This window comes from Pseudomonas sp. 1121_17 (assembly GCF_052850745.1).
On sequence record NZ_VXCX01000009.1, the window covers coordinates 53,730 to 78,990 of the forward strand.

At 62.0% G+C, this 25,261-nt stretch carries 29 protein-coding genes; 8 read left to right on the forward strand and 21 right to left on the reverse strand.

The window, feature by feature from the left end:
* Positions 1 to 74: 74 nt before the first annotated feature.
* From FW789_RS16750 to FW789_RS16770, 5 genes are read right to left on the reverse strand one after another with little or no spacing between them, the layout of a single operon-like run.
* On the reverse strand, positions 75 to 707 hold the full coding sequence (locus FW789_RS16750) for an SCO family protein (RefSeq protein WP_101322718.1): 633 nt from the start codon (positions 705 to 707) through the stop codon (positions 75 to 77).
* Positions 704 to 1,606, reverse strand: coding sequence for a heme o synthase (gene cyoE / locus FW789_RS16755; protein ID WP_446431774.1), 903 nt, complete (start codon positions 1,604 to 1,606; stop codon positions 704 to 706). The genes FW789_RS16750 and cyoE overlap by 4 nt, the downstream gene beginning before the upstream one ends.
* A complete protein-coding gene (locus FW789_RS16760) occupies positions 1,591 to 2,658 on the reverse strand; it encodes a COX15/CtaA family protein (protein ID WP_446431775.1) in 1,068 nt (355 codons plus the stop codon). The genes cyoE and FW789_RS16760 overlap by 16 nt, the downstream gene beginning before the upstream one ends.
* 10 nt (positions 2,659 to 2,668) lie before the next feature.
* Entirely contained in the window at positions 2,669 to 3,253 is a 585-nt protein-coding gene (locus tag FW789_RS16765) for a hypothetical protein (protein WP_446431776.1), read from the reverse strand.
* On the reverse strand, positions 3,219 to 3,959 hold the full coding sequence (locus FW789_RS16770; RefSeq protein WP_411564088.1) for an SURF1 family protein: 741 nt from the start codon (positions 3,957 to 3,959) through the stop codon (positions 3,219 to 3,221). The genes FW789_RS16765 and FW789_RS16770 overlap by 35 nt, the downstream gene beginning before the upstream one ends.
* A 63-nt stretch (positions 3,960 to 4,022) precedes the next feature.
* Between FW789_RS16770 and FW789_RS16775 the strand changes: the two genes are divergently transcribed.
* A complete protein-coding gene (locus FW789_RS16775) occupies positions 4,023 to 4,226 on the forward strand; it encodes a twin transmembrane helix small protein (RefSeq protein ID WP_103435447.1) in 204 nt (67 codons plus the stop codon).
* Between the two features lie 44 nt (positions 4,227 to 4,270).
* Here the strand turns inward: FW789_RS16775 and FW789_RS16780 are convergent, their stop codons facing one another.
* The 4 genes from FW789_RS16780 to coxB are packed head-to-tail and all read right to left on the reverse strand — an operon-like array spanning position 4,271 to position 8,505.
* Positions 4,271 to 5,158 carry a cytochrome c oxidase subunit 3 gene (locus FW789_RS16780; protein ID WP_101322724.1) on the reverse strand — a complete coding sequence of 296 codons (888 nt, stop codon included), beginning with the start codon at positions 5,156 to 5,158 and terminating at the stop codon, positions 4,271 to 4,273.
* Between the two features lie 16 nt (positions 5,159 to 5,174).
* A complete protein-coding gene (locus FW789_RS16785; protein ID WP_446431777.1) occupies positions 5,175 to 5,741 on the reverse strand; it encodes a cytochrome c oxidase assembly protein in 567 nt (188 codons plus the stop codon).
* Positions 5,742 to 5,750: 9 nt separating this feature from the next.
* Positions 5,751 to 7,334 carry a cytochrome c oxidase subunit I gene (gene ctaD, locus FW789_RS16790; protein ID WP_186700228.1) on the reverse strand — a complete coding sequence of 528 codons (1,584 nt, stop codon included), beginning with the start codon at positions 7,332 to 7,334 and terminating at the stop codon, positions 5,751 to 5,753.
* Positions 7,335 to 7,377: 43 nt separating this feature from the next.
* A complete protein-coding gene (coxB, locus tag FW789_RS16795; RefSeq protein ID WP_103435451.1) occupies positions 7,378 to 8,505 on the reverse strand; it encodes a cytochrome c oxidase subunit II in 1,128 nt (375 codons plus the stop codon).
* Positions 8,506 to 8,891: 386 nt separating this feature from the next.
* Between coxB and FW789_RS16800 the strand changes: the two genes are divergently transcribed.
* Positions 8,892 to 9,533 carry a hypothetical protein gene (locus FW789_RS16800; RefSeq protein WP_101322728.1) on the forward strand — a complete coding sequence of 214 codons (642 nt, stop codon included), beginning with the start codon at positions 8,892 to 8,894 and terminating at the stop codon, positions 9,531 to 9,533.
* Between the two features lie 72 nt (positions 9,534 to 9,605).
* Here the strand turns inward: FW789_RS16800 and FW789_RS16805 are convergent, their stop codons facing one another.
* From FW789_RS16805 to prlC, 6 genes are all read right to left on the reverse strand, one after another.
* A complete protein-coding gene (locus FW789_RS16805; RefSeq protein ID WP_103435452.1) occupies positions 9,606 to 11,138 on the reverse strand; it encodes a SulP family inorganic anion transporter in 1,533 nt (510 codons plus the stop codon).
* Between the two features lie 193 nt (positions 11,139 to 11,331).
* Entirely contained in the window at positions 11,332 to 12,054 is a 723-nt protein-coding gene (locus tag FW789_RS16810; protein WP_103435453.1) for a carbonic anhydrase, read from the reverse strand.
* Between the two features lie 284 nt (positions 12,055 to 12,338).
* Complete coding sequence (locus FW789_RS16815) at positions 12,339 to 13,394, reverse strand: PA0069 family radical SAM protein (protein WP_103435454.1); 1,056 nt, start codon at positions 13,392 to 13,394, stop codon at positions 12,339 to 12,341.
* Between the two features lie 80 nt (positions 13,395 to 13,474).
* Positions 13,475 to 15,460, reverse strand: coding sequence for a M3 family metallopeptidase (locus FW789_RS16820; RefSeq protein WP_446431778.1), 1,986 nt, complete (start codon positions 15,458 to 15,460; stop codon positions 13,475 to 13,477).
* A gap of 118 nt (positions 15,461 to 15,578) precedes the next feature.
* Positions 15,579 to 15,860, reverse strand: a complete 282-nt coding sequence (locus tag FW789_RS16825) for a YheV family putative zinc ribbon protein (RefSeq protein WP_101322733.1) — start codon at positions 15,858 to 15,860, stop codon at positions 15,579 to 15,581.
* Complete coding sequence (gene prlC / locus FW789_RS16830) at positions 15,857 to 17,908, reverse strand: oligopeptidase A (RefSeq protein WP_446431779.1); 2,052 nt, start codon at positions 17,906 to 17,908, stop codon at positions 15,857 to 15,859. The genes FW789_RS16825 and prlC overlap by 4 nt, the downstream gene beginning before the upstream one ends.
* Positions 17,909 to 18,010: 102 nt before the next feature.
* On the opposite strand from prlC, the gene FW789_RS16835 reads away from it, so the two are divergent.
* Complete coding sequence (locus FW789_RS16835) at positions 18,011 to 18,559, forward strand: gamma carbonic anhydrase family protein (RefSeq protein WP_186700240.1); 549 nt, start codon at positions 18,011 to 18,013, stop codon at positions 18,557 to 18,559.
* 38 nt (positions 18,560 to 18,597) lie between these two features.
* A complete protein-coding gene (locus FW789_RS16840; protein WP_186700243.1) occupies positions 18,598 to 19,248 on the forward strand; it encodes an HAD family hydrolase in 651 nt (216 codons plus the stop codon).
* Here FW789_RS16840 and FW789_RS16845 read toward each other — a convergent pair.
* Positions 19,238 to 20,347 carry an aminopeptidase gene (locus tag FW789_RS16845; protein ID WP_103435459.1) on the reverse strand — a complete coding sequence of 370 codons (1,110 nt, stop codon included), beginning with the start codon at positions 20,345 to 20,347 and terminating at the stop codon, positions 19,238 to 19,240. The genes FW789_RS16840 and FW789_RS16845 overlap by 11 nt on opposite strands.
* Positions 20,348 to 20,414: 67 nt before the next feature.
* Here FW789_RS16845 and FW789_RS16850 point away from each other — a divergent pair, with 67 nt between their 5' ends.
* Complete coding sequence (locus FW789_RS16850) at positions 20,415 to 20,828, forward strand: PA0061/PA0062 family lipoprotein (protein ID WP_103435460.1); 414 nt, start codon at positions 20,415 to 20,417, stop codon at positions 20,826 to 20,828.
* A 55-nt stretch (positions 20,829 to 20,883) separates the two neighbouring features.
* Positions 20,884 to 21,297: a PA0061/PA0062 family lipoprotein gene (locus tag FW789_RS16855; protein ID WP_103435461.1), complete on the forward strand. Its 414-nt coding sequence runs from the start codon at positions 20,884 to 20,886 to the stop codon at positions 21,295 to 21,297.
* A 46-nt stretch (positions 21,298 to 21,343) separates the two neighbouring features.
* Here FW789_RS16855 and FW789_RS16860 read toward each other — a convergent pair whose 3' ends face one another.
* The gene (locus FW789_RS16860; protein WP_446431780.1) at positions 21,344 to 21,577 is read right to left on the reverse strand and encodes a DUF1161 domain-containing protein; all 234 of its coding nucleotides are present in this window, start codon (positions 21,575 to 21,577) and stop codon (positions 21,344 to 21,346) included.
* Between the two features lie 74 nt (positions 21,578 to 21,651).
* Entirely contained in the window at positions 21,652 to 22,077 is a 426-nt protein-coding gene (locus FW789_RS16865; RefSeq protein ID WP_103435463.1) for an OsmC family protein, read from the reverse strand.
* A 155-nt stretch (positions 22,078 to 22,232) separates the two neighbouring features.
* Here FW789_RS16865 and FW789_RS16870 point away from each other — a divergent pair, with 155 nt between their 5' ends.
* Positions 22,233 to 23,237 (forward strand): LLM class flavin-dependent oxidoreductase, encoded by a 1,005-nt coding sequence (locus FW789_RS16870; protein WP_446431781.1) that lies wholly within the window; start codon positions 22,233 to 22,235, stop codon positions 23,235 to 23,237.
* A gap of 68 nt (positions 23,238 to 23,305) precedes the next feature.
* Here the strand turns inward: FW789_RS16870 and FW789_RS16875 are convergent, their stop codons facing one another.
* Positions 23,306 to 23,527 (reverse strand): DUF1161 domain-containing protein, encoded by a 222-nt coding sequence (locus FW789_RS16875; protein WP_101322743.1) that lies wholly within the window; start codon positions 23,525 to 23,527, stop codon positions 23,306 to 23,308.
* A gap of 99 nt (positions 23,528 to 23,626) precedes the next feature.
* Entirely contained in the window at positions 23,627 to 23,842 is a 216-nt protein-coding gene (locus tag FW789_RS16880) for a dodecin (protein ID WP_101322744.1), read from the reverse strand.
* Between the two features lie 155 nt (positions 23,843 to 23,997).
* Here FW789_RS16880 and FW789_RS16885 point away from each other — a divergent pair, with 155 nt between their 5' ends.
* Positions 23,998 to 24,321, forward strand: a complete 324-nt coding sequence (locus tag FW789_RS16885; RefSeq protein ID WP_101322745.1) for a DUF883 family protein — start codon at positions 23,998 to 24,000, stop codon at positions 24,319 to 24,321.
* On the opposite strand, the gene FW789_RS16890 is transcribed toward FW789_RS16885, so the two are convergent.
* The gene (locus FW789_RS16890; protein ID WP_207072802.1) at positions 24,318 to 25,211 is read right to left on the reverse strand and encodes a LysR family transcriptional regulator; all 894 of its coding nucleotides are present in this window, start codon (positions 25,209 to 25,211) and stop codon (positions 24,318 to 24,320) included. The genes FW789_RS16885 and FW789_RS16890 overlap by 4 nt on opposite strands.
* Positions 25,212 to 25,261 lie beyond the last annotated feature (50 nt).

Here is a 25,261-nt window from a genome sequence, read left to right on the forward strand (position 1 = left end):
ACCTGCGGGGCAAGCCCGCCGCCTGCGCCTTGTGCACTGCAGGCGGCGGGCTTGCCCCGCAGTGCTTTCTGGCCTCAGTCGCGCTTGACCAGCCCCGGCAGCTGCGCCGCCAGCTTCTGGTTGTTGAACGGCGCACGGATAAAGCCGCGCTGGCGCCCATCGGGCCCGACCACAGCCAGGTTGCCGCTGTGATCGACGGTGTAGCCAGGCTTGCTGGTGTCAGCAGGGATAAACGGAATGCTCAGGGCATTGGCCAGCTTCTGGGTGTCCTCGATCGAGCCGGCCAGGCCGACGAAATCCTTGTCGAAGTAGCCCAGGTACTGCTTCAGCTGAGTGGCGGTATCGCGGTGCGGATCGACGCTGACCAGTACCACCTGCAAGCGCTCCAGGGCTTCCTTGGGCAGCTCGCTCTTGACCTGGCGCAGCTGCGCCAGGGTCGTCGGGCAGATGTCCGGGCAGTAGGTATAGCCGAAGAACAGCAACGACCATTTGCCCTTGAGCTGATCGAGCTCGACCGGCTGGCCGTTCTGGTCGGTCATGCTCACCGCCGGCACGCTGCGGCTCTGCGGCAGCAGGATGATGCCGGCATCGATCAGTTCAGCTGGGTTGGCCTCGCTGCGGCCGTTGAGCACCTTGTTGACGGTCAGGCCGAGGATCAAGGCAACCACGGCAACGAGAATGAAGACGGTTTTCTGGGTTCGGGTCATAGATTCAGCATCAACAGATAGTGGTCAACGAGCAGGGCGATGAACAGGGCGAACAGGTACCCGATAGAGTACTTGAAGGTCTTGATCGCCGCGTGCGGCCGGGTGCCACGGTACAGCACCCAGGCCCAGCGGACAAAACCCAGCCCCAGCAGCAGCGCACAGGCCAGATACAGCAGGCCGCTCATGTGGATGGCGAACGGCAGCAGACTTGCCGCCAGCAGCACCCAGGTATACAGCAGGATATGCAGCTTGGTGTAGGCCTCGCCATGGGTCACCGGCAGCATCGGGATCGCTGCCTTGGCGTATTCCTCCTTGCGGTGGATGGCCAGCGCCCAGAAGTGCGGCGGCGTCCAGGCGAAGATGATCAGCACCAGCAGCAACGGCTCGGCGGTGATCTGCCCGGTCACTGCAACCCAACCGAGCAACGGCGGCGCGGCCCCGGCCAGGCCACCGATGACGATATTCTGCGGTGTCGCACGCTTGAGAAACCCGGTGTAGAGCACCGCATAACCGAGCAGTGAAGCCAGGGTCAGCCAGGTTGTCAGGGCATTGGTGAACACCAGCAGCAAGCTCATGCCGAGCACCGCCAGAAGCAAGGCAAAGGCCAGCGCCGACGCGGGCCCAATCCTGCCGTCGGCCAAAGGCCGCTTATGGGTGCGCGCCATCAATCCATCAATACGCCGGTCGACCACATGGTTGACCGCAGCCGCAGCGCCAGCACACAGGCCGATACCCAGATTACCGAACAGCAACACCGTCCACGGCACGCCCGCACGGGTCGCGAGAAACATCCCGACCAGCGCGGTGATCAGCATCAACACCACCACCCTGGGCTTGGTCAGCTCGACATAATCGCGCCAGCTGGCCTGCTGCCGCGGCGTGCTCAGAACCGTCGCCATGCGTCACTCCTCATCGGTACATGTGCCCCGGCCACGCGGGTCAAGCGCCAGCCATGGCCGACGCGGACCTTGTCGACCACGCGAATGCGGTAATTCACCAACACCATGCACAGCAACAGCGCAGCACCACCGGCGTTGTGCGCCACAGCGACCGCCAGCGGCAGGTGCAGCAGGACATTACTGATGCCCAAACTGATCTGCACTGCCAGCGCCAGCATGACCAGCCCGGCCAGGGCGCGCAAACCATTGCGGTAGAGCTTGTGGCTGAGCAGCAACAGTACGGCCATGACCAGCAGTGCACCTAACCGATGGCCAATATGAATTGCCGTGCGTGCGTCACTGTCGAGCTGGCCGCCAAGGTAATTAGGGCCGACATGCTGAGTCAGGTGAAAGCCGTTGCTGAAGTCAGCCGCAGGCCACCACTGGCCATGGCATGTCGGCAGGTCGATACAGGCGACGGCGGCATAGTTGGCGCTGACCCAGCCGCCCAGAGCGACTTGGCCAATCACGGTCAGCAGCCCCAGCGCTGCGACTCGGCGCAGGCTCAACGGCAGTTTCGGCAATGGTGCAAAGGCCCGGGATAGACGCAGTGATAGCAGCAACAGCAGGCTCAACGTAGTGAAGCCGCCAAGCAGGTGCGCCGTGACCACCTGCGGCCACAGCTTCAAGGTCACCGTCCACATACCGAACGCCGCTTGCGCCAGCACCACCGCCAGCAGCAGCAGTGGCAGACGGTAGGGCTGGCCGTCACGGGCATGCCGGCGCAGCGCCTGCAACGCCAGCCAGGCAATCACCATCGCCAGGCCACCGGCAAAGTAACGATGGACCATCTCGGCCCAGCCCTTGGCTGCTTCAACGGGATGCTCAGGGAAGTGCAGCTCGGCATGGGCCAGCTGCGCGTCGCTCTTCGGCACGCTGATAAAGCCGTAGCAACCGGGCCAGTCCGGACAGCCGAGGCCGGCATGGGTCAGCCGGGTATAGGCGCCCAGCAGTACCACCACCAGCGCCAGCAAGGTTGCGAACACAGCGAGGCGATAGCCGGGTCTGGCCATGGCAGAGCTCCTATCCGATGTTGGACAGCTTGAGCAGGTGACGCAGGTCGTCGAGCACGTGCTTACCCTTGACCGTGGCGTTGTAGCGCAGCACCAGGTTGCCGTGCGGGTCGACAATCCACAGTTGTGGCCCCGGCTCGTTGACGTGCTCGCCATAGCGCTGCAGGTCCAGCGGATAACGCTGCAACTGCGGGTACTCGCGGGTGAGCAGCTGCTGGTAATCGCTGCTCAGTGGCTGCGCAGCCACCAGCGCATGGCTGGCGCGGCTGGCATCGCGGCCCAGGCCGATCTGGATCTGCCGCGCCAGGTACACAAGGTTCTGGCAGGGCTGATCACATGCTGCCGGCGCGCTGACCAGCAGTTGCCAGCGCTGCTCCTGCGCCTGGATACCAATGTCGGCCCGGCTCAGGCCGTTGCCGATCATTGCACCGTGATAACTGCGGCCATCCGGCACCCAGAACTTGAACTTGTACATGCTGGTGGCGAGGATCATCGGGCCGAGGGTGACCAGCAAGATCAGCAACAGCTGCCAGCGTCCGCGGCTGCGGGGCTTGCGGCCTTCAGGCACGTCCAGTGGACTCGTGGCGGCGCTCATGGTGATGCTCCTTGTTGTTATGCCAGCCGAAGTACAGGTACAGCAGTACCAATGCCGCCGCCAGGGCGAACCACTGCACGGCGTAGCCCAGGTGCTTTTCCGGGCCCATGGCGACTATCGGCCAGTCCAGCCGGTAGCTGGCTGACCCGCCGAGCAGGCGCAGTTCGTGGCCATAGCCGTCGCGCCCCAACTGCTGCCAGAGCGCAGCGGGGTCGATGGCAGTGAGCAGGTGCGGCCACTGCACGCCGACCGGGTCGGGGTGCAGTTGGAAGGCCGCGCCGGGGGCGATATAGACCGACGCCTGCAGCGCCAGCGTTTGTGAAGGGGTGTCGAAGCGCACCGGAACGCGCCGGTCGGGCCAGGGCAGCCAGCCGCGATTGATCAGCAGCCAGTGGCCGCTGGCCTGATCGAGAAACGGTTGCAGCAGCTCGACGCCGACCTGGCCGTCGCGCAGGCGGTTGTCCAGCAGCAGGCTGTGATTGGCGTCAAAGTGGCCAAACAGCTGCACCCGATGAAAAGCCGGATCGGCCAGCGACTGCAGCTCGGCCAGCGCCAGCGGCGCTTCGACCTGGCGTTCGGCGTAGGTCGCCAGCAGTTCGCGCTTCTGCTCGGCGCGGCTCAGTTGCCAGCAACCCAGCGCGATCAACCCCGGCAGCAGTGCAAGCACCACCAGAGTCGGCACCAGCCCAGGGCGAAACGGCTTCACCTTGGGCCACGCTGTGCGAACGCTATACTTGCCTGCATCACCAAGCCCCCGGGGAGTGCCGCCATGCTCAAGGCCGCCATTGTTTTGCTGTTGTTGGCCACTGTTGCCAGCCTGTTCAGTGGCCTGGTGTTTTTGGTCAAGGACGATCAAGACTCGACCCGCCTGCTCAAGGCCCTGACCGTGCGCGTCAGCCTCGCAGCGCTGACCATCGGCCTGATCGTCTGGGGTTTCATGAGCGGGCAACTGGTCTCCCACGCGCCCTTTTAATCAAACCCCGCGTTCGGCCTGGCCCCCGCTAGACGGAACTGGCGCTACAGCACATAAACAAAGACGAACAAGCCAACCCAAACCACGTCGACAAAATGCCAATACCAACTGGCCGCCTCGAAACCGAAATGCTGGTTGGCATCAAAATGCCCACGCAGCACGCGCACGAACATCACGATCAAAATCACCGTCCCCAAGGTCACATGCGCGCCGTGGAACCCGGTCAGCATGAAGAACGTTGCACCATAGATCCCCGAGCCCAACGTCAGCCCCAGATGCACATAAGCTTCGTAGTACTCGTAGGCCTGCAATGCCAGAAACGACAGCCCCAGCAGGATGGTCAGTCCCAGCCACAACTTCAGCGGCCCGCGATGGCCTTTGCGTAATGCGTGGTGGGCGATGGTGATGGTCACACTCGAGCTGACCAGCAGCAGGGTGTTGATCAACGGCAGGTGCCAAGGGTCGATGACATCCTTGGGCGGCGGAAACAGCTTCGGGTCCGGCGTATGCAACAACGGCCAGGCAAACTCGAAGTTCGGCCAGAGCATGTGCGCCACACCCTTGGCGCCGTCACCGCCCAACCACGGCCCGGCCAGCACACGCACATAAAACAGCGCGCCAAAGAAGGCCAGAAAGAACATCACCTCGGAGAAGATGAACCAGCCCATTCCCCAGCGGAACGAGCGGTTCATTTGCGCGCTGTACAGCCCCGCCTTGTTCTCCCTGATCACCGCACCGAACCAGCCGAACAGCATGTAGGCCAGGCACAGCGCACCGAAGAAGAAGATCAGCGGCCCGTGCGAATCCGGGTGGCCGGCTTTCAGATCATTGAACCAGGTGCCCAGGCCGAACACCGTGACGAACATGCCGATGGTGGCGATGATCGGCCATTTGCTCTGCGCCGGGACGTAGTAGTGATCGTGATGTGCCATTGCTGTTCTCCTTCCCTCAGCGGGCGCGCTGGACGCCCTCGGTGCTCAACTGGGCAACCGGCGGGTGGCGAGCGGTGATGTCGAACAAGGTGTAGGCCAGAGTCAGGTGCTTGACGTTGCCCGGCAGGTCGCGGTCGACGATGAACCGCACCGGCATCTCAATGCGCTCACCCGGCTGCAGCACCTGCTGGGTAAAGCAGAAGCATTCGGTCTTGTGGAAATACGCCGCCGCCTCGGCCGGAGTGATGCTAGGTACCGCCTGAGCGCTCATCGGCTTGTCGGTCGGGTTGTGCGCCACAAAGATCATCTGGTTGACCGCGCCCGGGTTGACCTCGACCTGGTCGGCACTCGAGTAGAAGTCCCAGCTCATGTCGCCGGCATTGGTCGACATGAACTGCACCCGCACCGTGCGCGAAGGGTCGCTGACCTGGCTGCCTTCATATTGCCCGCCGGTCTTGCCATTGATGCCGAACGCCTTGCACATCGCGTCGTACAGCGGCACCAAGGCAAAGCCGAAGGCAAACATCACCACCGTCAGCAGCAGCAGGCGGCGCACCAGGCGTTTGAGTGGCAGGCTGGTCATGGCAGGGCCCTATTTCACTTCTGGCGGCGTCTGGAAGGTGTGGTACGGCGCCGGCGAAGGCACCGACCACTCCAGCCCTTCGGCGCCATCCCACGGTTTGGCCGGCGCTGGCCGGCCTCCACGGATGGTCTTGATGACGATGAACAGGAAGAAGATCTGCGTAGCGCCGAACAGGAATGCGCCAATCGACGAGACCATGTTGAAGTCAGCGAACTGCAGGTTGTAATCGGGGATGCGCCGGGGCATGCCGGCCAGGCCAACGAAGTGCATTGGGAAGAAGGCCAGGTTCATGCCGATGAAGGACAGCCAGAAGTGCAGCTTGCCGAGGGTTTCGTCGTACATGTGGCCAGTCCATTTCGGCAGCCAGTAGTAGGCCGACGCGAAGATGCCAAAGATCGCCCCAGGCACCAGCACATAGTGGAAGTGCGCCACCACGAAGTAGGTGTCGTGGTACTGGAAGTCCGCCGGGGCAATCGCCAGCATCAGCCCCGAGAAACCGCCGATGGTGAACAGGATGACAAAGGCGATGGCGAACAGCATCGGTGTCTCGAAGGTCAGCGAGCCTTCCCACATGGTGCTGACCCAGTTGAACACCTTGACCCCGGTCGGCACCGCAATCAGCATCGTCGCGTACATGAAGAACAGCTCGCCCACCACCGGGATGCCGACCACGAACATGTGGTGCGCCCAGACAATGAACGACAGAAACGCGATCGCCCCGGTGGCGTACACCATCGAGGTGTAGCCAAACAGCGGCTTGCGCGAAAACGCAGGGATGATCGAGCTGACCGCGCCGAACGCCGGCAGGATCATGATGTACACCTCGGGGTGGCCGAAGAACCAGAACACATGCTGGAACAACACCGGATCACCACCGCCGGCCGCGCTGAAGAAGCTGGTGCCGAAGTGAATATCCATCAGCATCATCGTCACCACCCCGGCCAGCACCGGCATCACTGCAATCAGCAGAAAGGCGGTGATCAACCAGGTCCAGACGAACAGCGGCATTTTCATCAGGGTCATGCCCGGTGCGCGCAGGTTGAGGATGGTCGCGATCACGTTGATCGCGCCCATGATCGAGCTGACGCCCATCAGGTGGATAGCAAAGATGAAGAAGGTCACGCTGGCCGGCGCATAGGTGGTGGATAACGGCGCGTAGAAGGTCCAGCCGAAGTTGGGCCCGCCACCGGCGCTGAACAGGGTCGATATCAACAGCAGAAACGCCGCCGGCAGCAGCCAGAAACTGAAGTTGTTCATCCGCGGCAGGGCCATGTCCGGGGCGCCGATCATCAATGGGATCATCCAGTTGGCCAGGCCGACAAACGCCGGCATCACCGCGCCGAATACCATGATCAGGCCGTGCATGGTGGTCATCTGGTTGAAGAAAGCCGGTTCGACGATCTGCAGCCCCGGCTGGAACAGCTCGGCGCGAATGACCATGGCGAACGAGCCGCCGAGCAGGAACATGCAGAAGCTGAACCACAGGTACATCGTGCCGATGTCCTTGTGGTTGGTGGTCAACACCCAGCGCATCAAGCCCTTGGCCGGGCCGTGGGCATGGTCGTGGCCATGTTCGTCGATCACTGCACTCATGTCCTGTCTCCTGCCTGCCACTGGCTGCGGCGCAATTTACGGCTCATTTGGCTTCTGCCTGCTTGAGCGCGAGCACGTCTTTAGGCGTGACCATGTCGCCTTTGTTGTTGCCCCAGGCGTTGCGCTCATAGGTGACCACGGCGGCGATATCGACTTCCGAGAGCTGTTTGCCAAACGCGGCCATGGCCGTGCCGGGCTTGCCGTGGAAGACAATGCCCAAGTGGCCTTCGACAGGCCCGGTAGCGATTTTCGAGCCCTTGAGTGCCGGGAACATTGGCGGCAAGCCCTGGCCCTCGGCCTGGTGACAGGCGACGCAAGTGGTGTGATAGACCTTGTCGCCGCGCTCGACCAGCTCTTGCAGGGTCCATTCCTTGCTGGTCAGCTCTTTCATCTTGGCCGCTTCGGCCTTGCGCTCGCCCAGCCAGGTGTCGTAATCAGCCTGTGACTTGACCTCGACCACCACCGGCATGAAGCCGTGGTCCTTGCCGCACAGCTCGGTGCACTGGCCGCGGTAGATGCCGGGTTTCTCGACCCGGGTCCAGGCTTCGTTGACGAAGCCGGGGATGGCGTCACGCTTGACCGCAAAGGCCGGTACCCACCAGGAGTGGATGACGTCGGCGGCCGTGACCAGAAAACGCACCTTGGCGCCCACCGGGATCACCAGCGGCTGGTCGACCTCAAGCAGGTAATGCTCATCCTTGGGCGCCTTGTTGTTGATCTGTTCCGCGGGGGTGGCGAGGTTGCTGAAGAACTCGACATCCTGCCCCAGGTATTTGTAATGCCACTTCCACTGGTAGCCGGTGACCTGGATATCGATATCCGATTCACTGGCGTCGTAGATTTCGATCAGGGTCTTGGTGGCAGGGATGGCCATGACGATGAGGATCAGCAGCGGCACCACAGTCCACATGATCTCGACCCAGGTGTGCTCGTGGAAGTGCGCGGCCTGCTGGCCGGTGGAGCGGCGGTGGATCACCATCGACCAGAACATCGCGCCAAACACCACGATGCCGATAACGACGCAGATCCAGAAGATGATCATGTGCAGGTCGAACACTGCGTGGGAGACTTCGGTAGCCCCGGGCGCCATGTTGACGGTCCATGCGCCATGCGCCTGACCGATAACCGACCACAACAGAAGGCCCATCCAGACATGTGGATGTCGCATCATTGCGGGTTCCCCTTATCATTCTTGTAATCCCGGAGGCATAGACCTTGGGCAAGGGGGGGCGGCGGTCAAGACAGCCTGCTTCGACGACCGAGCTCCTCTGCAAACTGCAGGTGGGCCTCATCAACCAATCACGTTCAACCCGAGTATAGACAGCGCTCTAGGCCACGCAACGCGGCCCATGAAAACATCGTCACAAAACCAAAAAACCGAGCAAACCCGCGCCATTGCTGGCTCATGGCATAATAGTGGCTTCGCTATATTCTTGAGCTCGCACACGTTTGCTTTGCTTATAACAAATGCGTCTTAGGTATCCGGTATACCGAGCTAACTTAGAGCTTTCCGTACGTACTGTCTTCCGTTTGTCACCCAATGTCCCTGGAGTTGTCATGAACATCGCCGCTGTACGCGAGCAGATCAAACAAGCCCATCAACATGAGAGCCAGAGCGGCCAATTGAAGCAGCGCCTAGAAGCGCAACTGCCTCACCTGCATCCGTCCATCCAACTCCCTGAAAAAGATGCTCAGGGCACCCTGGCGCGCTTTGTTGGCGCTTATATCGACGAGGTTCCAGAGCTGCTCGAAGCTGCCCATGCGGTCGCGCTCGAAGCTGGCATCGAGTCGCAGATCAAACCGGTATTGAAGATCGCCGAAGCCTATTTCATGCAACCGCCCAGCGTCATGCAAGGGCATGTCGGCCTCGATTGCCTGCTCGATGAAGCCTACCTTGCCCATCGTCTGGTCGAAGAGGTCAACGATCTATACATCAAGCACTTCGGGCAGCCGCTGATTCCGGCGGACACCACCGTGGCCAACCTGATCGCCCATCAACTGATCGGCGAAGAGTTTGCCAACCAACTGGATGAAGTGGTGCATCACTCGGTCGACGAGATGCTCGACGACGACAGCTTCGCCCTGGAATCGGTCGAAGCCTACCGCGCCACCCTGAGCAGCCCGGCGACCGGTGAAGCCTGGAAACGCTGGCCGTGCCTGTCGCGCCAGCTGGGGGTCGAGCTCGGCCAACCGGCTTGAGCTGACGCGGTGTGAAACGGCCGGTCGCGGGCAAACCGGGACCGGCCAGTACTGTTTAGGTGCAGTGCCCGCTCAGGCACCCACGCCCGCCGTGGTCCGCAGCCGCCCCTCGATCCGCCGCTTCAAGCGCCACTGCTCGATCTTCAAGCGCGAGCCCTTGGCGGCATTGCTGCGCCCCCAGTCTTCCAGCAGTTCCAGGCACGAGTGGTCGATGTAGCTAAGGTTGCCCAGCGGCACATGCAGGGTCGTGCCCGCAGGCACCTGCTCAAGTACCTGGGTCAGGGCCGGCACCTTGAGGAAGGTGGCCGCGCCGCTCAGGCGCAACTCCATATGCCCAGGCTTGGCCAGGTCGACCAGATTGATTTTCAGCCGGGCCGCCTTGAACGCCAGCTTCAACAGAGTCAAAGCAAAGCCCAGCAAGACCCCGGTCAGCAGGTCGGTGAAAATGATCGCCAGCGCTGTTGCGGCATAGGTGAACATCGGCATCCGGCCATACCGGCCAAGGCTGCGAAACGCCTTGAAATCAACCAGCTTGATCCCGGTATACACCAGCACCCCGGCCAGGCTCGCCACCGGAATCTGCTGCAGCACGCTGCTCAGCACTACCACAAAGCCCAGCAGCCAAACACCATGCAGGATCGCCGAAGCGCGAGTCTGCGCGCCGGCCTGGACGTTGGCCGAGCTGCGCACGATCACCCCGGTCATCGGCAGCGCACCGAGCACGCCGCAGAGCATGTTGCCGATGCCTTGCGCCGACAGCTCCTTGTCGAAGTCCGAGCGCTGCCCGCTGTGCATGCGGTCTACCGCTGCAGCAGACAGCAGCGTTTCAGCGCTGGCGATGAAGGCCAGGGCAAAGGCGGCGATCAGCAAGGTCGGGTCGGCCAGCTTCAGCAGGTCATCCGGGCGCAGCCAGTCGATCGCTTCGGACAGGTCCGCCGGCACTACCACGCGGTTGACCGGCAGTGCCAGCCACATGGCGATTGCGGTCATGCTTGCCACACCGAGCAGTGCGCCCGGCACAAAGCGCAGCCGCTGCGGCCGGAAGCGCTCCCAGGCCCACATCATGGCGATGGTACCCAAGCCAAGCGCACCGGCCTGCCAGCCATTCCCCGCGTTTGCCAGCGGCAACGCTGCCAGCAGCGTTTCGGGGAAGGCCAGCAGGTTGTTCAGGCCCGACGGCTGCGGCGCGGTGTCGAACATCACATGCACCTGCGACAGCACAATCAACACGCCAATCCCGGCGAGCATGCCGTACACCACCGCCGGTGCCGTGACCCGAAACCAGCAGCCCAAACGAAAACGCCCGGCCAGTAGCTGCAGCAAGCCCGCCAGCAGCAGAATCGGCCCAAGCATGGCCATGCCATGCTGGCGTACCAGCTCGAACACCAGCACCGCCAGGCCCGCTGCCGGGCCGCTGACCTGCAGCGGCGAACCGGCGATGAAGCCGACCACGATGCCGCCGATAATGCCGGTAATCAGCCCCTTGGCAGGCGGCATGCCGGATGCGATGGCGATGCCCATACAAAGGGGCAGAGCCACCAGAAATACCACCACTGAAGCCAGTAATTCTCGCGGCAGAGCCGCCTTGATCTGTGTTTTGTTCACCGTATTTCTCCTTTCTAGACACATGGCCGGTCCGCTGGCCATGGGCACAATGGGCCCCTGACAGGCGCGCAGGCGCCCGCCGCCAGCGCAGATGCCGGCAACTCGGTCAGGGAAATTCAAGGCAGCCGAAGGCCGCACCGCGCCCCTCAGGGTGCGCGGTCGGCTATCAAGGTTTCGCGGGTATCAGGGTCGCTTAGTAGCGGCCTCTCGGCGTGGCGCTCGGGATCGGCTGGCCAGCCACCAACGGCAGGAAGCTGTCGCTGACGGCGTCATAGGCTTCGATCCGGCTGGTCTCGATGTCGTAGATCCAACCGTGGATGTGCAACTGGCCAGCGGCCAGGCGCGAAGCGACCGACGGGTGCGTGCGCAGGTGCTGCAGCTGGGCGATGACGTTTTCTTTGGTCACGACCTGCATGGTTTCGTGCTCGCTGCCGCACGAGCAGTTGTCTTCAACCACGGTGCGGGCCACTTCGGCGTGGCGCAGCCAGGCCTTGACGGTCGGCATCTTTTCCAGCGAAGCGGGGTTGAGCACCGCACGCATGGCGCCGCAGTCGGAGTGGCCACAGATGATGATGTGGTGCACACCGAGGGCCAGCACGGCGTACTCGATGGCTGTCGAAACACCACCGTTCATCTGGCCATAAGGCGGGACCACGTTACCGACGTTACGGGTCACGAACAGGTCGCCTGGCGAGCTCTGGGTGATCAGTTCGGGAACAATCCGTGAGTCGGCACAGGTAATGAACATAGCGCGTGGGGTTTGCGCTGTGGCGAGCTTCTTGAACAGCTCTTGCTGCTCTGGAAACACATCGTGATGAAACTTCAGGAAGCCGTCGACGATATGCTTAAGGGCGGCATCGGCGCTTTCGGCCGGGACAGCAGCCGGGGCGGCTTTGGATGGGTCCTTGATGGGCATGATTCATCCTCTAGACGGTGCGGGTAAGTTCCATGTTACCGGTTAAAGATTCTGGCTATGCGGGGAATTAGATGACACGCACGGGCCATGAATCACAGTCGGTGTGGACTGATTTCCTACGCTACCGGGGAAAACTTAACTGAAACTTAATTTGAAGGCTCTAGAACGGGCGTTCCAGCTTCATGTGGCGGGACTTTGATAATAGCAAAAAAACATCAGAGGCCAAGGGTCATTAGTAAAAATATTGTGCAGTATTAGTTGAGTTGAAGGGTAACTGTCTGGGCTTAAAACAGTGCCATCTGCCCGCCGGGCCGACAGAACGCCGAGCAGTCCAGCGTTTGCGCCTCGCGGCCGGCAAATTCCAGCCGGCGCATGGCCCGAGCGAAGCGCTGCTGCAACAATTCGGCAAACACCCCTTCACCGCGCATCCGGCTGCCGAACCGGCTGTCGTAAAGTTCGCCGCCGCGGCTCTGGCGGATCAGGCTGAGCACGTGCGCGGCGCGCTGCGGGTAATGATCCTGCAACCACTGCTCGAACAACGGCGCCACCTCCAACGGCAAACGCAACATCATGTACGCCGCACTTTGCGCTCCGGCCTGCTTGGCCGCTTCAAGCAGATGCTCCAGCTCGCTGTCATTGATCATCGGGATCATCGGCGAGCACAGCACGCCGACCGGGATACCCGCTGCGCGCATCACCCGGATCGCCCGCAAGCGTGCCTTGGGCGCTGCCGCACGCGGCTCGAGCACACGTTTGAGCTCATCATCGAGGGTGGTCAGGCTGATCATTACCCGCACCAGGCGCTGCTGAGCCAGCTCGGTGAGCAGGTCGAGGTCACGCAGAATCAACGAGCCTTTGGTGACAATGGTGACCGGATGGCGAAAGCGCAGCAGTACTTCAAGCAAGCGCCGGGTCAGCAACTGCTCACGCTCAATGGGCTGGTACGGGTCGGTGTTGGAGCCGAGGTTGATCGGTGCACAGACATATCCCGGCTTGCTCAGCTGTTGTTCGAGCACTTCGGCAGCGTTGGTCTTGGCAATCAGCTTGGTTTCGAAATCCAGCCCTGGGGACAAATCCCAGTAAGCATGGCTGGGCCGCGCATAGCAGTAGATACAGCCGTGCTCGCAACCGCGATAGGGGTTGATCGAACGGTCGAAGGGCAGGTCGGGGGAGGTGTTGCGGGTGATGATGGTCTTGGCGGTTTCGCTGCGGATCTCGGTGCCCTGGGTGAGCGGCACCTCTTGATACCAGCCGTCATCCTCCGCCACCGATACGCTTGGCGCAAATCGGTTGTGAGGATTATCGGCGGTGCCACGACCGCGCACAGGAGAGACTGACATGGGCATATCCGGAACACTGTTTTTATATACAGTACTCCGATTGAACGGCCAATGCCATGACCGCCCGGCGTCTGCTGCAATCAGCCATATCTGCGCAAATAGGCGTTCAATGAAGGAGGCCGTCCCAGGTAGGCCTGCAACGAAGCACTCAGCGAGCGTTTGCCAGCCGGGGCGAGCAGTTCCTCGAGGATGCACTGCGCCGGAGGCTGCTGACCTGGAGGTGCAGTCAGATAATGCTCGAACGCATCGAGCGCATAGGCCTCGGCCAATTTATAACCGAAATAGCTCGCCTCGTAGCCCGTGACCAGGTAGTCAAAGCTTTCAATGAACGCCTCTTCATCATGCATCGTCAGCAGGCCGGTTCGCCGAGTAGCAGCCATTGCCAGCTGCCGCAGATCACGATGAGCGATAACTTCACAATGCGCAACAAAGTCAAACAGCGACAGCCTCAGCTGCTGTGCCTGGGACACTGCTTGCCAGCTGCTGCGGCTGTGCAGCCAGTTCTGAACCTGCTGCAAAGACGCTTGTTGACCCGTTTGCACATGTCGCGACAAGACCTGCAAAGTACTTGCGGACCAGCACCATTGCTCGAAGAACTTGCCGACGAATTCGCATCCATCTACGCCCAGCGCATCGATTGCCACTCGGTTCAACCGGCGGTGCGAGTTGCCCGCCAGGATCTGATGCAGCGCGTGGCCAAACTCATGCAGCAATTTGCAAAGGTCTTCGTGGGTCAGCATCGGCTCAGCCTGCCCATCACCAGGCTCCAGGCAGCATGAGACCAGGGCCACCGGCAGGGTTGTGTGGTTATCCACATGTCGCGGGCGCATTGGATAAAAGTATGGCCAGGGCGCCTTCAGCGGGCGGCCGAACAAATCCAGATAGATATAGCCAAGCTGTTCGCCGTCGATGTAGAAATGCAACGCCTGCACCTTGCTGTCCCAACTGAGAGCGTTGATGGACGTCGCCCGGATGCCAAACTCCCGCTCCAGCAATTGATAAATACCCTTGAGGGTCTCTTGCAGCGGGAAGTAGGCAGCCATGATTTGCTCCGCATCGGTGCCGTCTGTGCGCCTGGCCTGCTGGGCGAAATACGCCAGATCCCATGCGCCGAGCTCATCGATACCCTGCTCACGAGCAAGATGGGCGAGCAGGTGGAGCTCTTCCTTGGCCTTGGTCTGAGCGCGCTGCGCGAGTTGAGCAAGCAAGGCCTCGACCTCAGCAACCGAGTAGTCATGATTGACCCAGGCGGCCATCGACGCTGCGTTATCCCGCCCCAGCAGCTGCGCACGCTCCTGGCGTAGACGCAGCAGCGCTTGCAGCACCGGGGCGTTGTCCAGTCCGGGGTCGCCCAGCGACGACGCTAGGCTTGCAGCGGCGCGGTAGACCTTTTCGCGCAGAGCCTGATCGTCGGCATAAGCCAGAATCGTGGTAACGGTGGTTTCCCGCAGATCGAGCTGCCAATGGCCACCATCGTCAGCCAATGCGTCAAGTGCAGCATCAGGCAGGCCAGCCAGTGCAGCTCTTTCGGTCAGCGTGCAGGTCCAGCTACCACGAGCAGTATCCAGGTTGGCCAAAAACTGTTGTTCGAGCGCGCTGATTGCCGCGTCGGTTTTCTGCAACTGCTCAAGCTCGGCCGGCGCCAGCGCACTTCCAGCCAGATGAAACTGGCGCAGAATCTGCGCGAGTATCAGGCGTTGATCGGCATTGGTCGCTTCGGCTTCCAGCCTGCGGTAGCCGTCGAGCAACTGCTTGTTACCGAGCTTGGTGCGAGTCCAGGTTTGCAGAAGTTGATCACAAGCACCCACTGCAGCGGCCCATTCAATACTCACGCTAGCCATCGGCGTCAGGGCATGGAATGTATCCTCGAGCTGCTGATCATGCAGTTCGATCGGCAATACGAATGTGTCCCAGGCGGGGCTTGCAGCATGATCTCGAACGAGATCCTCCAACACGGTGACGCTATGCTCGAACAGCTCTTTAAAAGCAGGTTCGAGTTGCCCAACATCCAGTTTGGAATAGTCGAGCAAAACGCAATTGTCCATCAGTGCAAAAGCAGCGGTCATCAGCGGCTCCAGGAATTAACGGTAAGGACCGTTACCCTAAGCGCCAGCTGCCGTGTGCAACGCAGCCATGATTACCACCCGCAGCTACGGACGCTCGCGAAGAGCGTCCGCCGTGCGCTTACTCGCTGGGCTTTTTCAACTTCGGGTTGGGGAAAAACTGCACAGTCTGCACCTTGACCGGCTCAGCCTTGACCGCCTGTTGATTAACCCGCGTGCCCAGTTCCTTGGGCACCGACAGGCCTTGTTCGTTGAGCGTATCGGTAAACCCGCAGGCGACGCACTCTCGGTGCGGGACGCCGTCTTCGCTCCACATGGTCAAGCGATCCGGCTCGCTGCACGCCGGGCAGACCGCTCCGGCGATAAAGCGTTTTTTGGTCTTGCTCACAGGCACCTCACTCATGCCGCTGCATCCTCGCTCAAGCCGCAGTGACGCAGCAGGGCATCGATCGACGGCTCGCGGCCACGGAAGTCGACAAACAGTACCATCGGCTCACGCGAACCACCGCGGGCGAGGATCGCCTCACGGAAGGCGCGGCCGGTTTCGGCATTGAGTACGCCTTCTTCTTCGAAGCGCGAGAAGGCATCAGCCGACAGCACTTCGGCCCATTTGTAGCTGTAGTAACCGGCAGCGTAACCGCCGGCAAAGATGTGCGCGAAGCTGTTCGGAAAGCGGTTGTAGGCCGGCGGACGCATCACCGTGACTTCATCACGCACGCCTTCCAGCACCTCCAGCGCGCTGCGACCGTCGCCGTGGGTGGCGTGCAGCTCGAAATCGAACAGCGAGAACTCGAGCTGGCGCACCATCATCATGCCGGACTGGAAGTTCTTCGCTGCGAGCATCTTGTCGAGCAGGTCCTGCGGCAGTGGTTCGGCGGTCTCGAAGTGGCCCGAGATCAACGCCAGGCCTTCGGGCTCCCAGCACCAGTTTTCCATGAACTGACTTGGCAGCTCTACCGCATCCCAGGCCACACCGTTGATGCCGGATACGCCGGCATGCTCGATGCGGGTCAGCAGGTGATGCAGGCCGTGGCCGAATTCGTGGAACAGAGTGGTGACTTCATCGTGGGTCAGCAGCGCCGGCTTGCCAGGCGCGGCCGGGGTGAAGTTGCACACCAGGTTGGCCACCGGGCTCTGCAGGCTGCCAGCCTCGGTACGGCGGCGGTCGCGCGCGCCGTCCATCCAGGCACCGCCACGCTTGTTGGCGCGTGCATAGAGGTCGAAGAAGAAGCGCCCGACGTGCTCGCCGTTCTCCTTGATCTCGAACAGGCGCACGTCCGGGTGCCAGCTGTCGAAGCCCCTGAGTTCGGCGATTTCGATGCCGTACAGGCGCTGGACGATGGCGAACAGGCCAGACAGCACCTTGTCGATCGGGAAGTAGGCACGCAGGGTTTCCTGCGAAACGCTGTAGCGCTGCTCGCGCAGCTTCTCGCCGAAGTAACCGACGTCCCAGCTGGCCAGTTCAGGGCAGCCTTGCTCGGAAGCGTAGGCTTTGAGCTGTGCCAGGTCCTGCGCGGCAAACGGCTTGCTGCGCTTGGCCAGGTCCCGCAGGAAGCTCAGCACCTGGTCGCTGGACTCGGCCATCTTGGTCGCCAGGCTCAGCTCGGCGAAGTTCGGGTAACCGAGCAGCTGCGCCAGCTCCTGACGCAGGTCGAGTATCTCGTTCATGACCGGGCCGTTGTCGAACTGGCCGGCGTTCGGACCTTGGTCCGAGGCGCGAGTGCAGTAGGCGGCGTACAGCTCCTCACGTAGGGCGCGATCATTGGCGTAGGTCATCACCGCGTAATAGCTGGGGAATTCCAGTGTGATCAGCCAGCCATCGAGGCCCTTGGCTTGCGCAGCGGCAGCCATCTGCGCCTTGGCCGATTCGGTCAGGCCGGCGAGGGCGGCTTCGTCGCTGACGTGCTTGCTCCAGGCCTGGGTGGCGTCGAGCAATTGGTTGGAGAAGCGGCTGCCCAGCTCGCTGAGCTTGCTCTGCACTTCGGCATAGCGCTGCTGTTTGTCCGCCGGCAGGTCGATACCCGACAGGCGGAAGTCACGCAGGGCGTGCTCGAGGATGGTCTTTTGGGCGACGTCGAAGGTGGCCGACTCGGGGCTGTTGGCCAGGGCTTCATAGGCCTGGAACAGCTCGCGGTTCTGGCCCATCTCGGTGGAGTAGGCGCTCAAGGCCGGCAGGCACGACTCATAGGCCTCGCGCAGCTCGGCGCTGTTGCACACCGCATTGAGGTGGCTGACCGGGCTCCAGGCCGCGCCGAGGCGGTCGTTGAGTTCGTCCATCGCCAGCACCAGGCCAGCCCAGGTGGGGTGCTGGCCCTGGCTTTTGAGAATTTCAGCGATGGCTTTACGGTTGTCGGCAAGGATCTGTTCGATCGCCGGCAACACGTGTTCGGCACGGATTGCCGAGAAGGGCGGCAGATCGTAGGACTGCAGAAGCGGGTTGTTCGCACTCACGGTTTGGATACCTTGGCAGGAGAAACATGGGACCATCTTAATTACAATCGACGCCGTCCGCAGCAGGCAGCCCGCCTATTGGCATTCAAGAGAGGCGCTATCATGGCCATTCGTAGCTTTCAGCAACACACTCCGATAGTTGGACCCCGGGCCTTTGTAGACCGTTCGGCGGTGGTGCTGGGCGACGTGCAGATCGGCGAGGACAGCTCTGTATGGCCGCTGACCGTGGTGCGCGGAGACATGCACCGCATCCGCATCGGTGCGCGCACCAGCGTGCAGGACGGCAGCGTGCTGCACATCACTCATGCCGGGCCGTTCAACCCGGACGGTTTCCCGCTGATCATCGGCGACGAGGTGACCATCGGTCACAAAGTCATGCTGCATGGCTGCACCCTGGGCAATCGCATCCTGGTCGGCATGGGCAGCACCATCATGGATGGCGCGGTGGTCGAGGACGAGGTGATCATCGGCGCCGGCAGCCTGGTGCCGCCGGGCAAGCGCCTGCAAAGCGGCTACCTGTATGTCGGCAGCCCGGTCAAACAGGCGCGGCCGCTGACCGACAAGGAGCGGGCGTTTTTCCCGTACAGTGCCGCCAACTACGTCAAGCTCAAGGACCTGCACCTGGCCGAAGGCTACGACCGCCCGGAATGACGCCCTCGCGGCGCCCATCCGCACAACCGAGAGACTCCATGCACCAGCAGACCATTCTTTTCGACCTGGACGGCACCCTGACCGACCCGCGTCTGGGCATTACCCGTTCGATCCAGTACGCCCTGGCCAAACTGGGCATCGACGAGCCGGACCTGGCCCGCCTCGAACACTTCATCGGCCCGCCCTTGCTGCAGGCCTTCATGCAGTTCTACGACTTCGACGAGGCCAAGGCCTGGCAGGCGGTGAACTTCTACCGCGAGCGCTTCAAGGTCACTGGCCTCTATGAAAACAGCGTATATGCCGGCGTGCCCGAGCTGCTCGCAGCGCTCAACGAGCAAGGCCGCACGCTGTATGTAGCCACCTCGAAACCGTGGGAATTTGCCCGCGAGATTGCCCGCCACTTTGCCTTCGCCCATCACTTCAAGGTGATCTACGGCAGCGAGCTGGATGGCACCCGGACCAACAAGATCGAGCTGATCGCCCACCTGCTCGAGCAGGAAGGCCTCGACCCGGCGCACACCCTGATGATCGGTGACCGCAAGCACGACCTGATCGGCGCGCGCAGCAACGGCGTGCAGGCCGTGGCGGTGGGCTACGGCTTCGGCAGCCGCGAAGAGCTGACGGCAGAAGCGCCAGCCTTCCATTTCGAAACGCTGGCTGAACTGCATCAGGCGTTTATCAGGGCCTGACTGGCTTCGCCGACGGCTGCGCAAGCTTGCCCAGCTCAGCTTTACGCTGTGCCAAGGGCAGCTTGCCCAGCTTTTCAACCGCCTGGTAGAACTGCGACCAATCCCCGCCGACCTGCTGGAACAACGCTGCAAAGGCCGGCACCCACTGGTCATAGAGGCCGAAGGGCAGCAGCTTGGCATTGCTCATTGGTGCGTAGATCCAGGCGTCATAGCGCTTGTCGCCCGCCCATTGACCATCGCGCAGTTGCCGGTACTCGTCGCGCAGACGGGCAAACTCGGCTTGCTTGGCCGCTCGCTTGGCGGCATCGGACAGTTGCCCCGCGTAGAGCTGCTGCAATCGCTCACGGCTATCGAGCACCAGCTGTATGAACTGCTCGCGTTGAAGTGAAGTGTCTTCGCCAACCGCTGCAAGGCCACGGGCGGCGCGCCATTGCCGCGTGCCCTGTTGCTCGACAAAAGTGGCAAAGGATTCGTTGAACTCGGTGTCGTCCTTCACGTAAAAGCGCTGGTGCGCCAGCTCGTGAAAGATCAGCGAAGCCAGCCGCTCGTCACCCCAGCCAAGCATCGACGACAGCAGCGGGTCATCGAACCAGCCCAAGGTTGAATAGGCTTCGACACCGCCGACATACACGTCCAGCCCTTGCTGGCGCATCAACGCCGCCGCACCGCGCGCTGCGCCCTGGCGGTAGTAACCGCGATAGGCCACGCAGCCGGCAATCGGGAAGCAGTGGGTGATTGGCTGCAGCGACAGCTCAGGCGTGGCGAACACGTTCCATACCACGTACGGCCGTCCCAGATCGGCATACACCCGGTAGCTGCGGTTATCCGGCAGCTTCAGCACGTCGCTGGCAAACACTCGGGCCTGTTCGGCGTGCTCAAGCCGCTCGCGCAACACCGGATCTGTCGCCGGATCGCGCAGCAGCTGCTCGACCGGCTGGCGCGCACGCAGCAACTGCAATTGGCCCTCGGCCAGTTGGCTGTAGTAACTCACGCTGCTGCAACCGCTCAGCAGAACAAGCGCCAGTACGGGAACCAAAGGTGAGAAAACGCGGTCGAGTGCCCCAAGGCCTGAGCGCTGACTAAAAAGATCGCAAAGCATCGCCGCTGTTCATCTCGCTCAAGGTTGTGCAAAGCCACAGACTATCTCGCCAAGGGGGAGTATCGCCATGCGTGCACCGATAGCCATCGGCGCCTTACTGCTGTTGTCGGGTTGCTCGACCCTGCCCGATGCCGACCCGAACAAAGCCTGGGTCGACCTCGAACCGAGCGATGACACGGCGCTGCACGCCGTGCAGGTCGACGAGCGCGACTGGCAAGACAACCGTTACTTCGAGGTCGAGCCCGGCAAGCATGAGCTGACCGTGCGCTATCAATTCCCGGTAGCGCCGAGCAACATTGGCCCGGTGGCCGAGCCGCTCTGGCGCGACTGTCAGCTGAATGTCGACTTCAAGGACTTCAACGCTGGCCAGCGCTACAGCCTGCAAGCAGGCAGCATCGGCTTCAGGCCATGGCTGAAACTCTACGATGAGCAACAAAAGCTGGTAGGCCAGGGTGCACCGGCGGGCTGCCAACGCAGCTGATGGCGACGATTGGCGCTATGCTCAAGGCTTGTAACCTGCAAGTGGGAGTTCCACCATGCGCCAGCCCATGATGCTGATCGCCCTGAGTACACTTGGGGCCTGCGCCAGCCCCTTGCCCCCCGTTGACCCAAAACAAGCGTGGGTCGACCTCTACACCATGACACCCGGCAAGGTGATCATGGCTGACCGCCTGGATGGCAAGCGCCTCGACGACGGTCGCTACTTCCAGGTCGCCCCCGGCCAGCACGAGCTGAGAGTGCGTTTTGACTATGAGCTCAGTGGCGGGCTGTTCACTACTGACCCCACCCAGCGCACCTGCTACCTGACCGTACGTTTCGACAACTTCGAAGCCGGCCAACGCTATCGCCTGGAGGCCAGGGCACCAGCCATGCAGCCGCAGGTGTACCTCTACGACACCAGTCGCAAGGTGTTGGTAGATGAGCCCAGCGACGTGTTTTGCATCCCGTAACGAAAATGGGGCTGCTCGAGTCCGAGCAGCCCCATGGCATCAACCGTTACTGATCATTCTTTTGATAAATGATCTTCTTCGTGCCACCTTCACAGCTGCCCACCACCATGTTCTGGTCGGTGACTTCACTGTTGGCAACAATCTCCAGGGTGTAAGAGGCTACGCCTCGGGCCTGGATCTTCGCTTCGATTTCAGCTTTGAGCTCTTCGCAGGGCTTCACTGCAGCGAACGCAGAGGTAGCGAGCAGCGAAGCCAGCAGGGCGATTGCAACGCGAATCATGGGACGGCTCCTGGAGCGGCAGGCCAACTGCCGACAATCCTTAGACTACAACAAACCGCCCCAGTTGCGCCGCCTCAGCCCTCCAGCGTGGCGTCGAGGCTGATCTGCGCATTGAGCACTTTCGACACCGGGCAACCGGCCTTGGCCTTGTTGGCGATCTCGGTGAACTGCTCTTGGCTGGCGCCTGGCACCTTGGCCTTGAGGATCAGGTGCACGGCGGTGATGGCGAAGCCGTCGTCCTGTTTGTCGAGGGTGACTTCGGCGGTGGTGTCGATCCGCTCTGCGGTCAGGCCAGCCTCACCGAGCATCATCGACAGTGCCATCGAGAAGCAGCCGGCGTGGGCAGCGCCGATCAGTTCTTCAGGGTTGGTGCCGGGGGTGTCTTCAAAGCGGGTATTGAAGCCATAAGGGTTCTGCTTGAGCGCGCCGCTCTCGGTGGACAGCATGCCTTTGCCATCCTTCAGACCACCTTGCCATACCGCTGATGCTGTCTTTTTCATGGTGTCCCCTGAACCTTTGCTTGCGTGTAGGTAAAGATTGAGAGGACACCACCTACAGCAAGTTCAGAACAATCCGCAGGCAAACATTGAATACATCGAATCTGCCCATACAGAGTCTACAAGGCTAACGCCCTTTACTTTTTGCGGAGGCAGCGATGACGCAGTTGCGTGATCTGAAGATTTCAACCCTCGACCTGGTCCCGGTACGCGCCGATGCCGGCCCAGCCCAATCCCTGCACAATTCACTGGACCTGGCGCGGCACGTCGAGCGCTTTGGCTACAACCGCTTCTGGGTGGCTGAACACCACAACATGGACGGCATCGCCAGCTCGGCCACCTCAGTGCTGCTCGGCTACCTGGCCGGCGGCACCTCGACCATCCGCGTCGGCGCCGGCGGGGTGATGCTGCCCAACCACGCACCACTGGTAATTGCCGAGCAGTTCGGCACCCTGGCCAGCCTCTATCCCGGCCGTATCGACCTTGGCTTGGGGCGTGCGCCCGGCTCTGACCAGATGACCGCCCGCGCCCTGCGCCGCGAGCGCTCGGGCAGCGCCGACGACTTCCCAGATGATGTCGAGGAACTGGTGCGCTACCTCGGCCCACGCACGCCTGATCAAAAAGTGATCGCCGTGCCTGGGTATGACACCGAGGTGCCGATCTGGCTGCTCGGTTCCAGCCTGTTCAGCGCCCAGCTGGCTGGCATACGCGGCTTGCCTTACGCCTTTGCCTCGCACTTTGCGCCGCGCTACATGCATGAGGCGATTCGCACCTACCGTAATCACTTCAAGCCGTCGACGGTGCTCGACAAGCCCTATGTGATGCTCGGCGTGCCGATGGTGATCGCTGATACCGACGAGACAGCCGAGTATCTGGCGACCTCGGTATATCAACGCATCCTCGCACTGATGCGCGGCCAGAGCCTGATGCAGCGCCCACCGGTGAGCACCATGGACGGCCTGTGGTTGCCCCATGAGCGCGAAGCGGTGATGAGTTTCATGGGCCTGGCGATGATCGGCAGCCCGCAGAAGGTGCGGGCCAAGGTCGAGGTGCTGCTGGAGCAGACCGGTGCTGATGAGCTGATCTTCACCTGCGACCTTTACGAGCACGCCGACCGCATCCGGTCGTACGAGCTGCTCGCGCAGGCACTCAAGGCCGACTGAGTGCAGACGCGATTGGGGCCGCTTCGCTGCCCCAATCGGCCTCGCGGCCTGGTATTACGCAGGCAATATTACTTGCGCGTGTAGACGATTTCCTTGGTGCCGCCCTCGCAAGAGCCGACCACTTTGCCCGCTGGATCACCCTTGTCGATGATCTCCAGCGTGTAACCACTGACCCCTTTGGCATCCAGCTTCGCCGCAATCTCTGCCTTGAGCTCCTCGCACGGTTTGCCTGCGGCCATGGCACCACCGGCCAGCATCAGCAAACCCATCGCCATCAGTAGCTTGTTCATCGATCGCTCTCCTTGTTCAGATCAAATCAAACAGGGCGCAACACGCGCCCCTGAACTGTATTACCCCATCCCGCACGGACACTCTAGCCCGGTAGTGCTTCAGCTCTCGGCAATACGGAAGCCAACCTTCAAGGTGACCTGGAAGTGCGCGACCTTGCCGTTCTCGATATGGCCGCGGGTTTCGGTGACTTCGAACCATTCCAGATGCTTGAGGCTCTTGCCGGCCTCGGCGATAGCGTTGTTGATGGCGTCCTCTACACTGGTCGTGGAAGACCCAACCAGCTCGATTTTCTTGTACGTACGATGCTCAGACATTAGCGCGTTCCTCGAGTGATTACCGCAGATGAGCCTAGCAGTGCAGGCCTGATTTACCTGCGAGCGGTCAATTCGAGAAAAAGTTCGATCGCACTTTTGCCGCGCGGCGCAGTCGCACTAGTTACTGCCACTTACCATTGCGAAGGAGAGTCAACATGGCCCGCAACACCCTGCGTAAGACATCGCTGCAAAGCATGGAAGCCGAGATCGAGAGCCTCCTCAACACTCTCGAGACACTCAAGAATGATGCCTCCGAAGAATCGCAAAAGTCCCTCAAGGCCATTCGCGGCAACGCAGAAAACGCCCTGAAACACTCGCGCAGCGTCATCAGCGACGCCTATGACGAGGTCAAGACCCGCACCCGTCAAACCGGCATCGCTACCCGTGACTACGCCCAGGAGCACCCATGGACTGCCGCCGGCGTTGCGGTTGGCGCACTGGGCCTGCTGGCTGCTTACCTGCTGACCAAACGCAACTAAGCCATCTGCTCCAGCTCGCGGCGCAGCCACTGCGCCAGTTGCTCGGCGCGCCCATCTGCGGCGCGCCGCGGCACCCACAGCGCCAGCGCGGCGTTGGTGGGCGAGAACCCCCAGGGCGCAATCAAACGCCCGGCACGTAAGTCATCCGCCACCAATGGTTGTGGCGCGATCGCCACGCCCAGGCCTGCCACGGCCGCCTCCAGCAAATAATACAAATGCTCGAACGCCTGCCCCAGCTGTAGCTCGCCCGTGCTCAAGCCATGCTGCGCCGCCCAGGTAGGCCAGGCTTGTGGCCGCGAAGTGGTGTGCAGCAAGGCTTGCTGCAGCAATTCTGCGGCTGGGGCGTTGCGCAGGCTCTGCGAACCGGCAAAGTGCGGGCTGAGCACCGGGCCGATGCGTTCCGCAGCCAGGACATGGACCTGCATGTCCGCCGGCCACGGCGGCTCGGCGTACACCAGCAGCGCATCCAGCCCCGGCCGGCGCGGATCGAGGTCGCCTTCACCCGCCGACAGGTGCAGGCGCAGCTCTGGCAGCTCGGCATTCAGTCGCCCAAGCCTGGGGATAAACCAGCGCGCCAGCAGGCTGCCCGAGCAGCCCAGCACGAACGGCGCTTCGCTGACATCCCGGCTCAGCTCGGCACATACGCCGCGCAGGCGGTCGAAGGCATCGATACTGGCATCGCGCAGGCGCACGCCGACATCTGTGAGTTTGACGCCACGCCCATCCTTGACGAACAACGCCACCCCAAGATGCTCTTCCAGCACCTTGATCTGTCGGCTGACCGCGCCGTGGGTCACGTGCAGCTGTTCGGCGGCCTGGCTGACGCTGTTCAGCCGGGCGGTCGCTTCAAATGCCCGCAGGGCATTCAGGGGAGGGAGATCGTGGCGCATAACCTGTGAGATTTCCTGACATGTTTGCGCAATCTTATCGGTTTTCAGCC

Excerpts from the sequence above, each read along its gene's own strand:
- FW789_RS16750 (WP_101322718.1), bottom strand. The coding sequence starts at position 707 with ATGACCCGAACCCAGAAAACCGTCTTCATTCTCGTTGCCGTGGTTGCC.
- cyoE (WP_446431774.1), bottom strand. The coding sequence starts at position 1,606 with ATGGCGACGGTTCTGAGCACGCCGCGGCAGCAGGCCAGCTGGCGCGAT.
- FW789_RS16760 (WP_446431775.1), bottom strand. The coding sequence starts at position 2,658 with ATGGCCAGACCCGGCTATCGCCTCGCTGTGTTCGCAACCTTGCTGGCG.
- FW789_RS16765 (WP_446431776.1), bottom strand. The coding sequence starts at position 3,253 with ATGAGCGCCGCCACGAGTCCACTGGACGTGCCTGAAGGCCGCAAGCCC.
- FW789_RS16775 (WP_103435447.1), top strand. The coding sequence starts at position 4,023 with ATGCTCAAGGCCGCCATTGTTTTGCTGTTGTTGGCCACTGTTGCCAGC.
- FW789_RS16780 (WP_101322724.1), bottom strand. The coding sequence starts at position 5,158 with ATGGCACATCACGATCACTACTACGTCCCGGCGCAGAGCAAATGGCCG.
- FW789_RS16785 (WP_446431777.1), bottom strand. The coding sequence starts at position 5,741 with ATGACCAGCCTGCCACTCAAACGCCTGGTGCGCCGCCTGCTGCTGCTG.
- ctaD (WP_186700228.1), bottom strand. The coding sequence starts at position 7,334 with ATGAGTGCAGTGATCGACGAACATGGCCACGACCATGCCCACGGCCCG.
- coxB (WP_103435451.1), bottom strand. The coding sequence starts at position 8,505 with ATGATGCGACATCCACATGTCTGGATGGGCCTTCTGTTGTGGTCGGTT.
- FW789_RS16800 (WP_101322728.1), top strand. The coding sequence starts at position 8,892 with ATGAACATCGCCGCTGTACGCGAGCAGATCAAACAAGCCCATCAACAT.
- FW789_RS16810 (WP_103435453.1), bottom strand. The coding sequence starts at position 12,054 with ATGCCCATCAAGGACCCATCCAAAGCCGCCCCGGCTGCTGTCCCGGCC.
- FW789_RS16815 (WP_103435454.1), bottom strand. The coding sequence starts at position 13,394 with ATGTCAGTCTCTCCTGTGCGCGGTCGTGGCACCGCCGATAATCCTCAC.
- FW789_RS16820 (WP_446431778.1), bottom strand. The coding sequence starts at position 15,460 with ATGACCGCTGCTTTTGCACTGATGGACAATTGCGTTTTGCTCGACTAT.
- FW789_RS16825 (WP_101322733.1), bottom strand. The coding sequence starts at position 15,860 with ATGAGTGAGGTGCCTGTGAGCAAGACCAAAAAACGCTTTATCGCCGGA.
- FW789_RS16835 (WP_186700240.1), top strand. The coding sequence starts at position 18,011 with ATGGCCATTCGTAGCTTTCAGCAACACACTCCGATAGTTGGACCCCGG.
- FW789_RS16840 (WP_186700243.1), top strand. The coding sequence starts at position 18,598 with ATGCACCAGCAGACCATTCTTTTCGACCTGGACGGCACCCTGACCGAC.
- FW789_RS16845 (WP_103435459.1), bottom strand. The coding sequence starts at position 20,347 with ATGCTTTGCGATCTTTTTAGTCAGCGCTCAGGCCTTGGGGCACTCGAC.
- FW789_RS16850 (WP_103435460.1), top strand. The coding sequence starts at position 20,415 with ATGCGTGCACCGATAGCCATCGGCGCCTTACTGCTGTTGTCGGGTTGC.
- FW789_RS16855 (WP_103435461.1), top strand. The coding sequence starts at position 20,884 with ATGCGCCAGCCCATGATGCTGATCGCCCTGAGTACACTTGGGGCCTGC.
- FW789_RS16860 (WP_446431780.1), bottom strand. The coding sequence starts at position 21,577 with ATGATTCGCGTTGCAATCGCCCTGCTGGCTTCGCTGCTCGCTACCTCT.
- FW789_RS16865 (WP_103435463.1), bottom strand. The coding sequence starts at position 22,077 with ATGAAAAAGACAGCATCAGCGGTATGGCAAGGTGGTCTGAAGGATGGC.
- FW789_RS16870 (WP_446431781.1), top strand. The coding sequence starts at position 22,233 with ATGACGCAGTTGCGTGATCTGAAGATTTCAACCCTCGACCTGGTCCCG.
- FW789_RS16875 (WP_101322743.1), bottom strand. The coding sequence starts at position 23,527 with ATGAACAAGCTACTGATGGCGATGGGTTTGCTGATGCTGGCCGGTGGT.
- FW789_RS16880 (WP_101322744.1), bottom strand. The coding sequence starts at position 23,842 with ATGTCTGAGCATCGTACGTACAAGAAAATCGAGCTGGTTGGGTCTTCC.
- FW789_RS16885 (WP_101322745.1), top strand. The coding sequence starts at position 23,998 with ATGGCCCGCAACACCCTGCGTAAGACATCGCTGCAAAGCATGGAAGCC.
- FW789_RS16890 (WP_207072802.1), bottom strand. The coding sequence starts at position 25,211 with ATGCGCCACGATCTCCCTCCCCTGAATGCCCTGCGGGCATTTGAAGCG.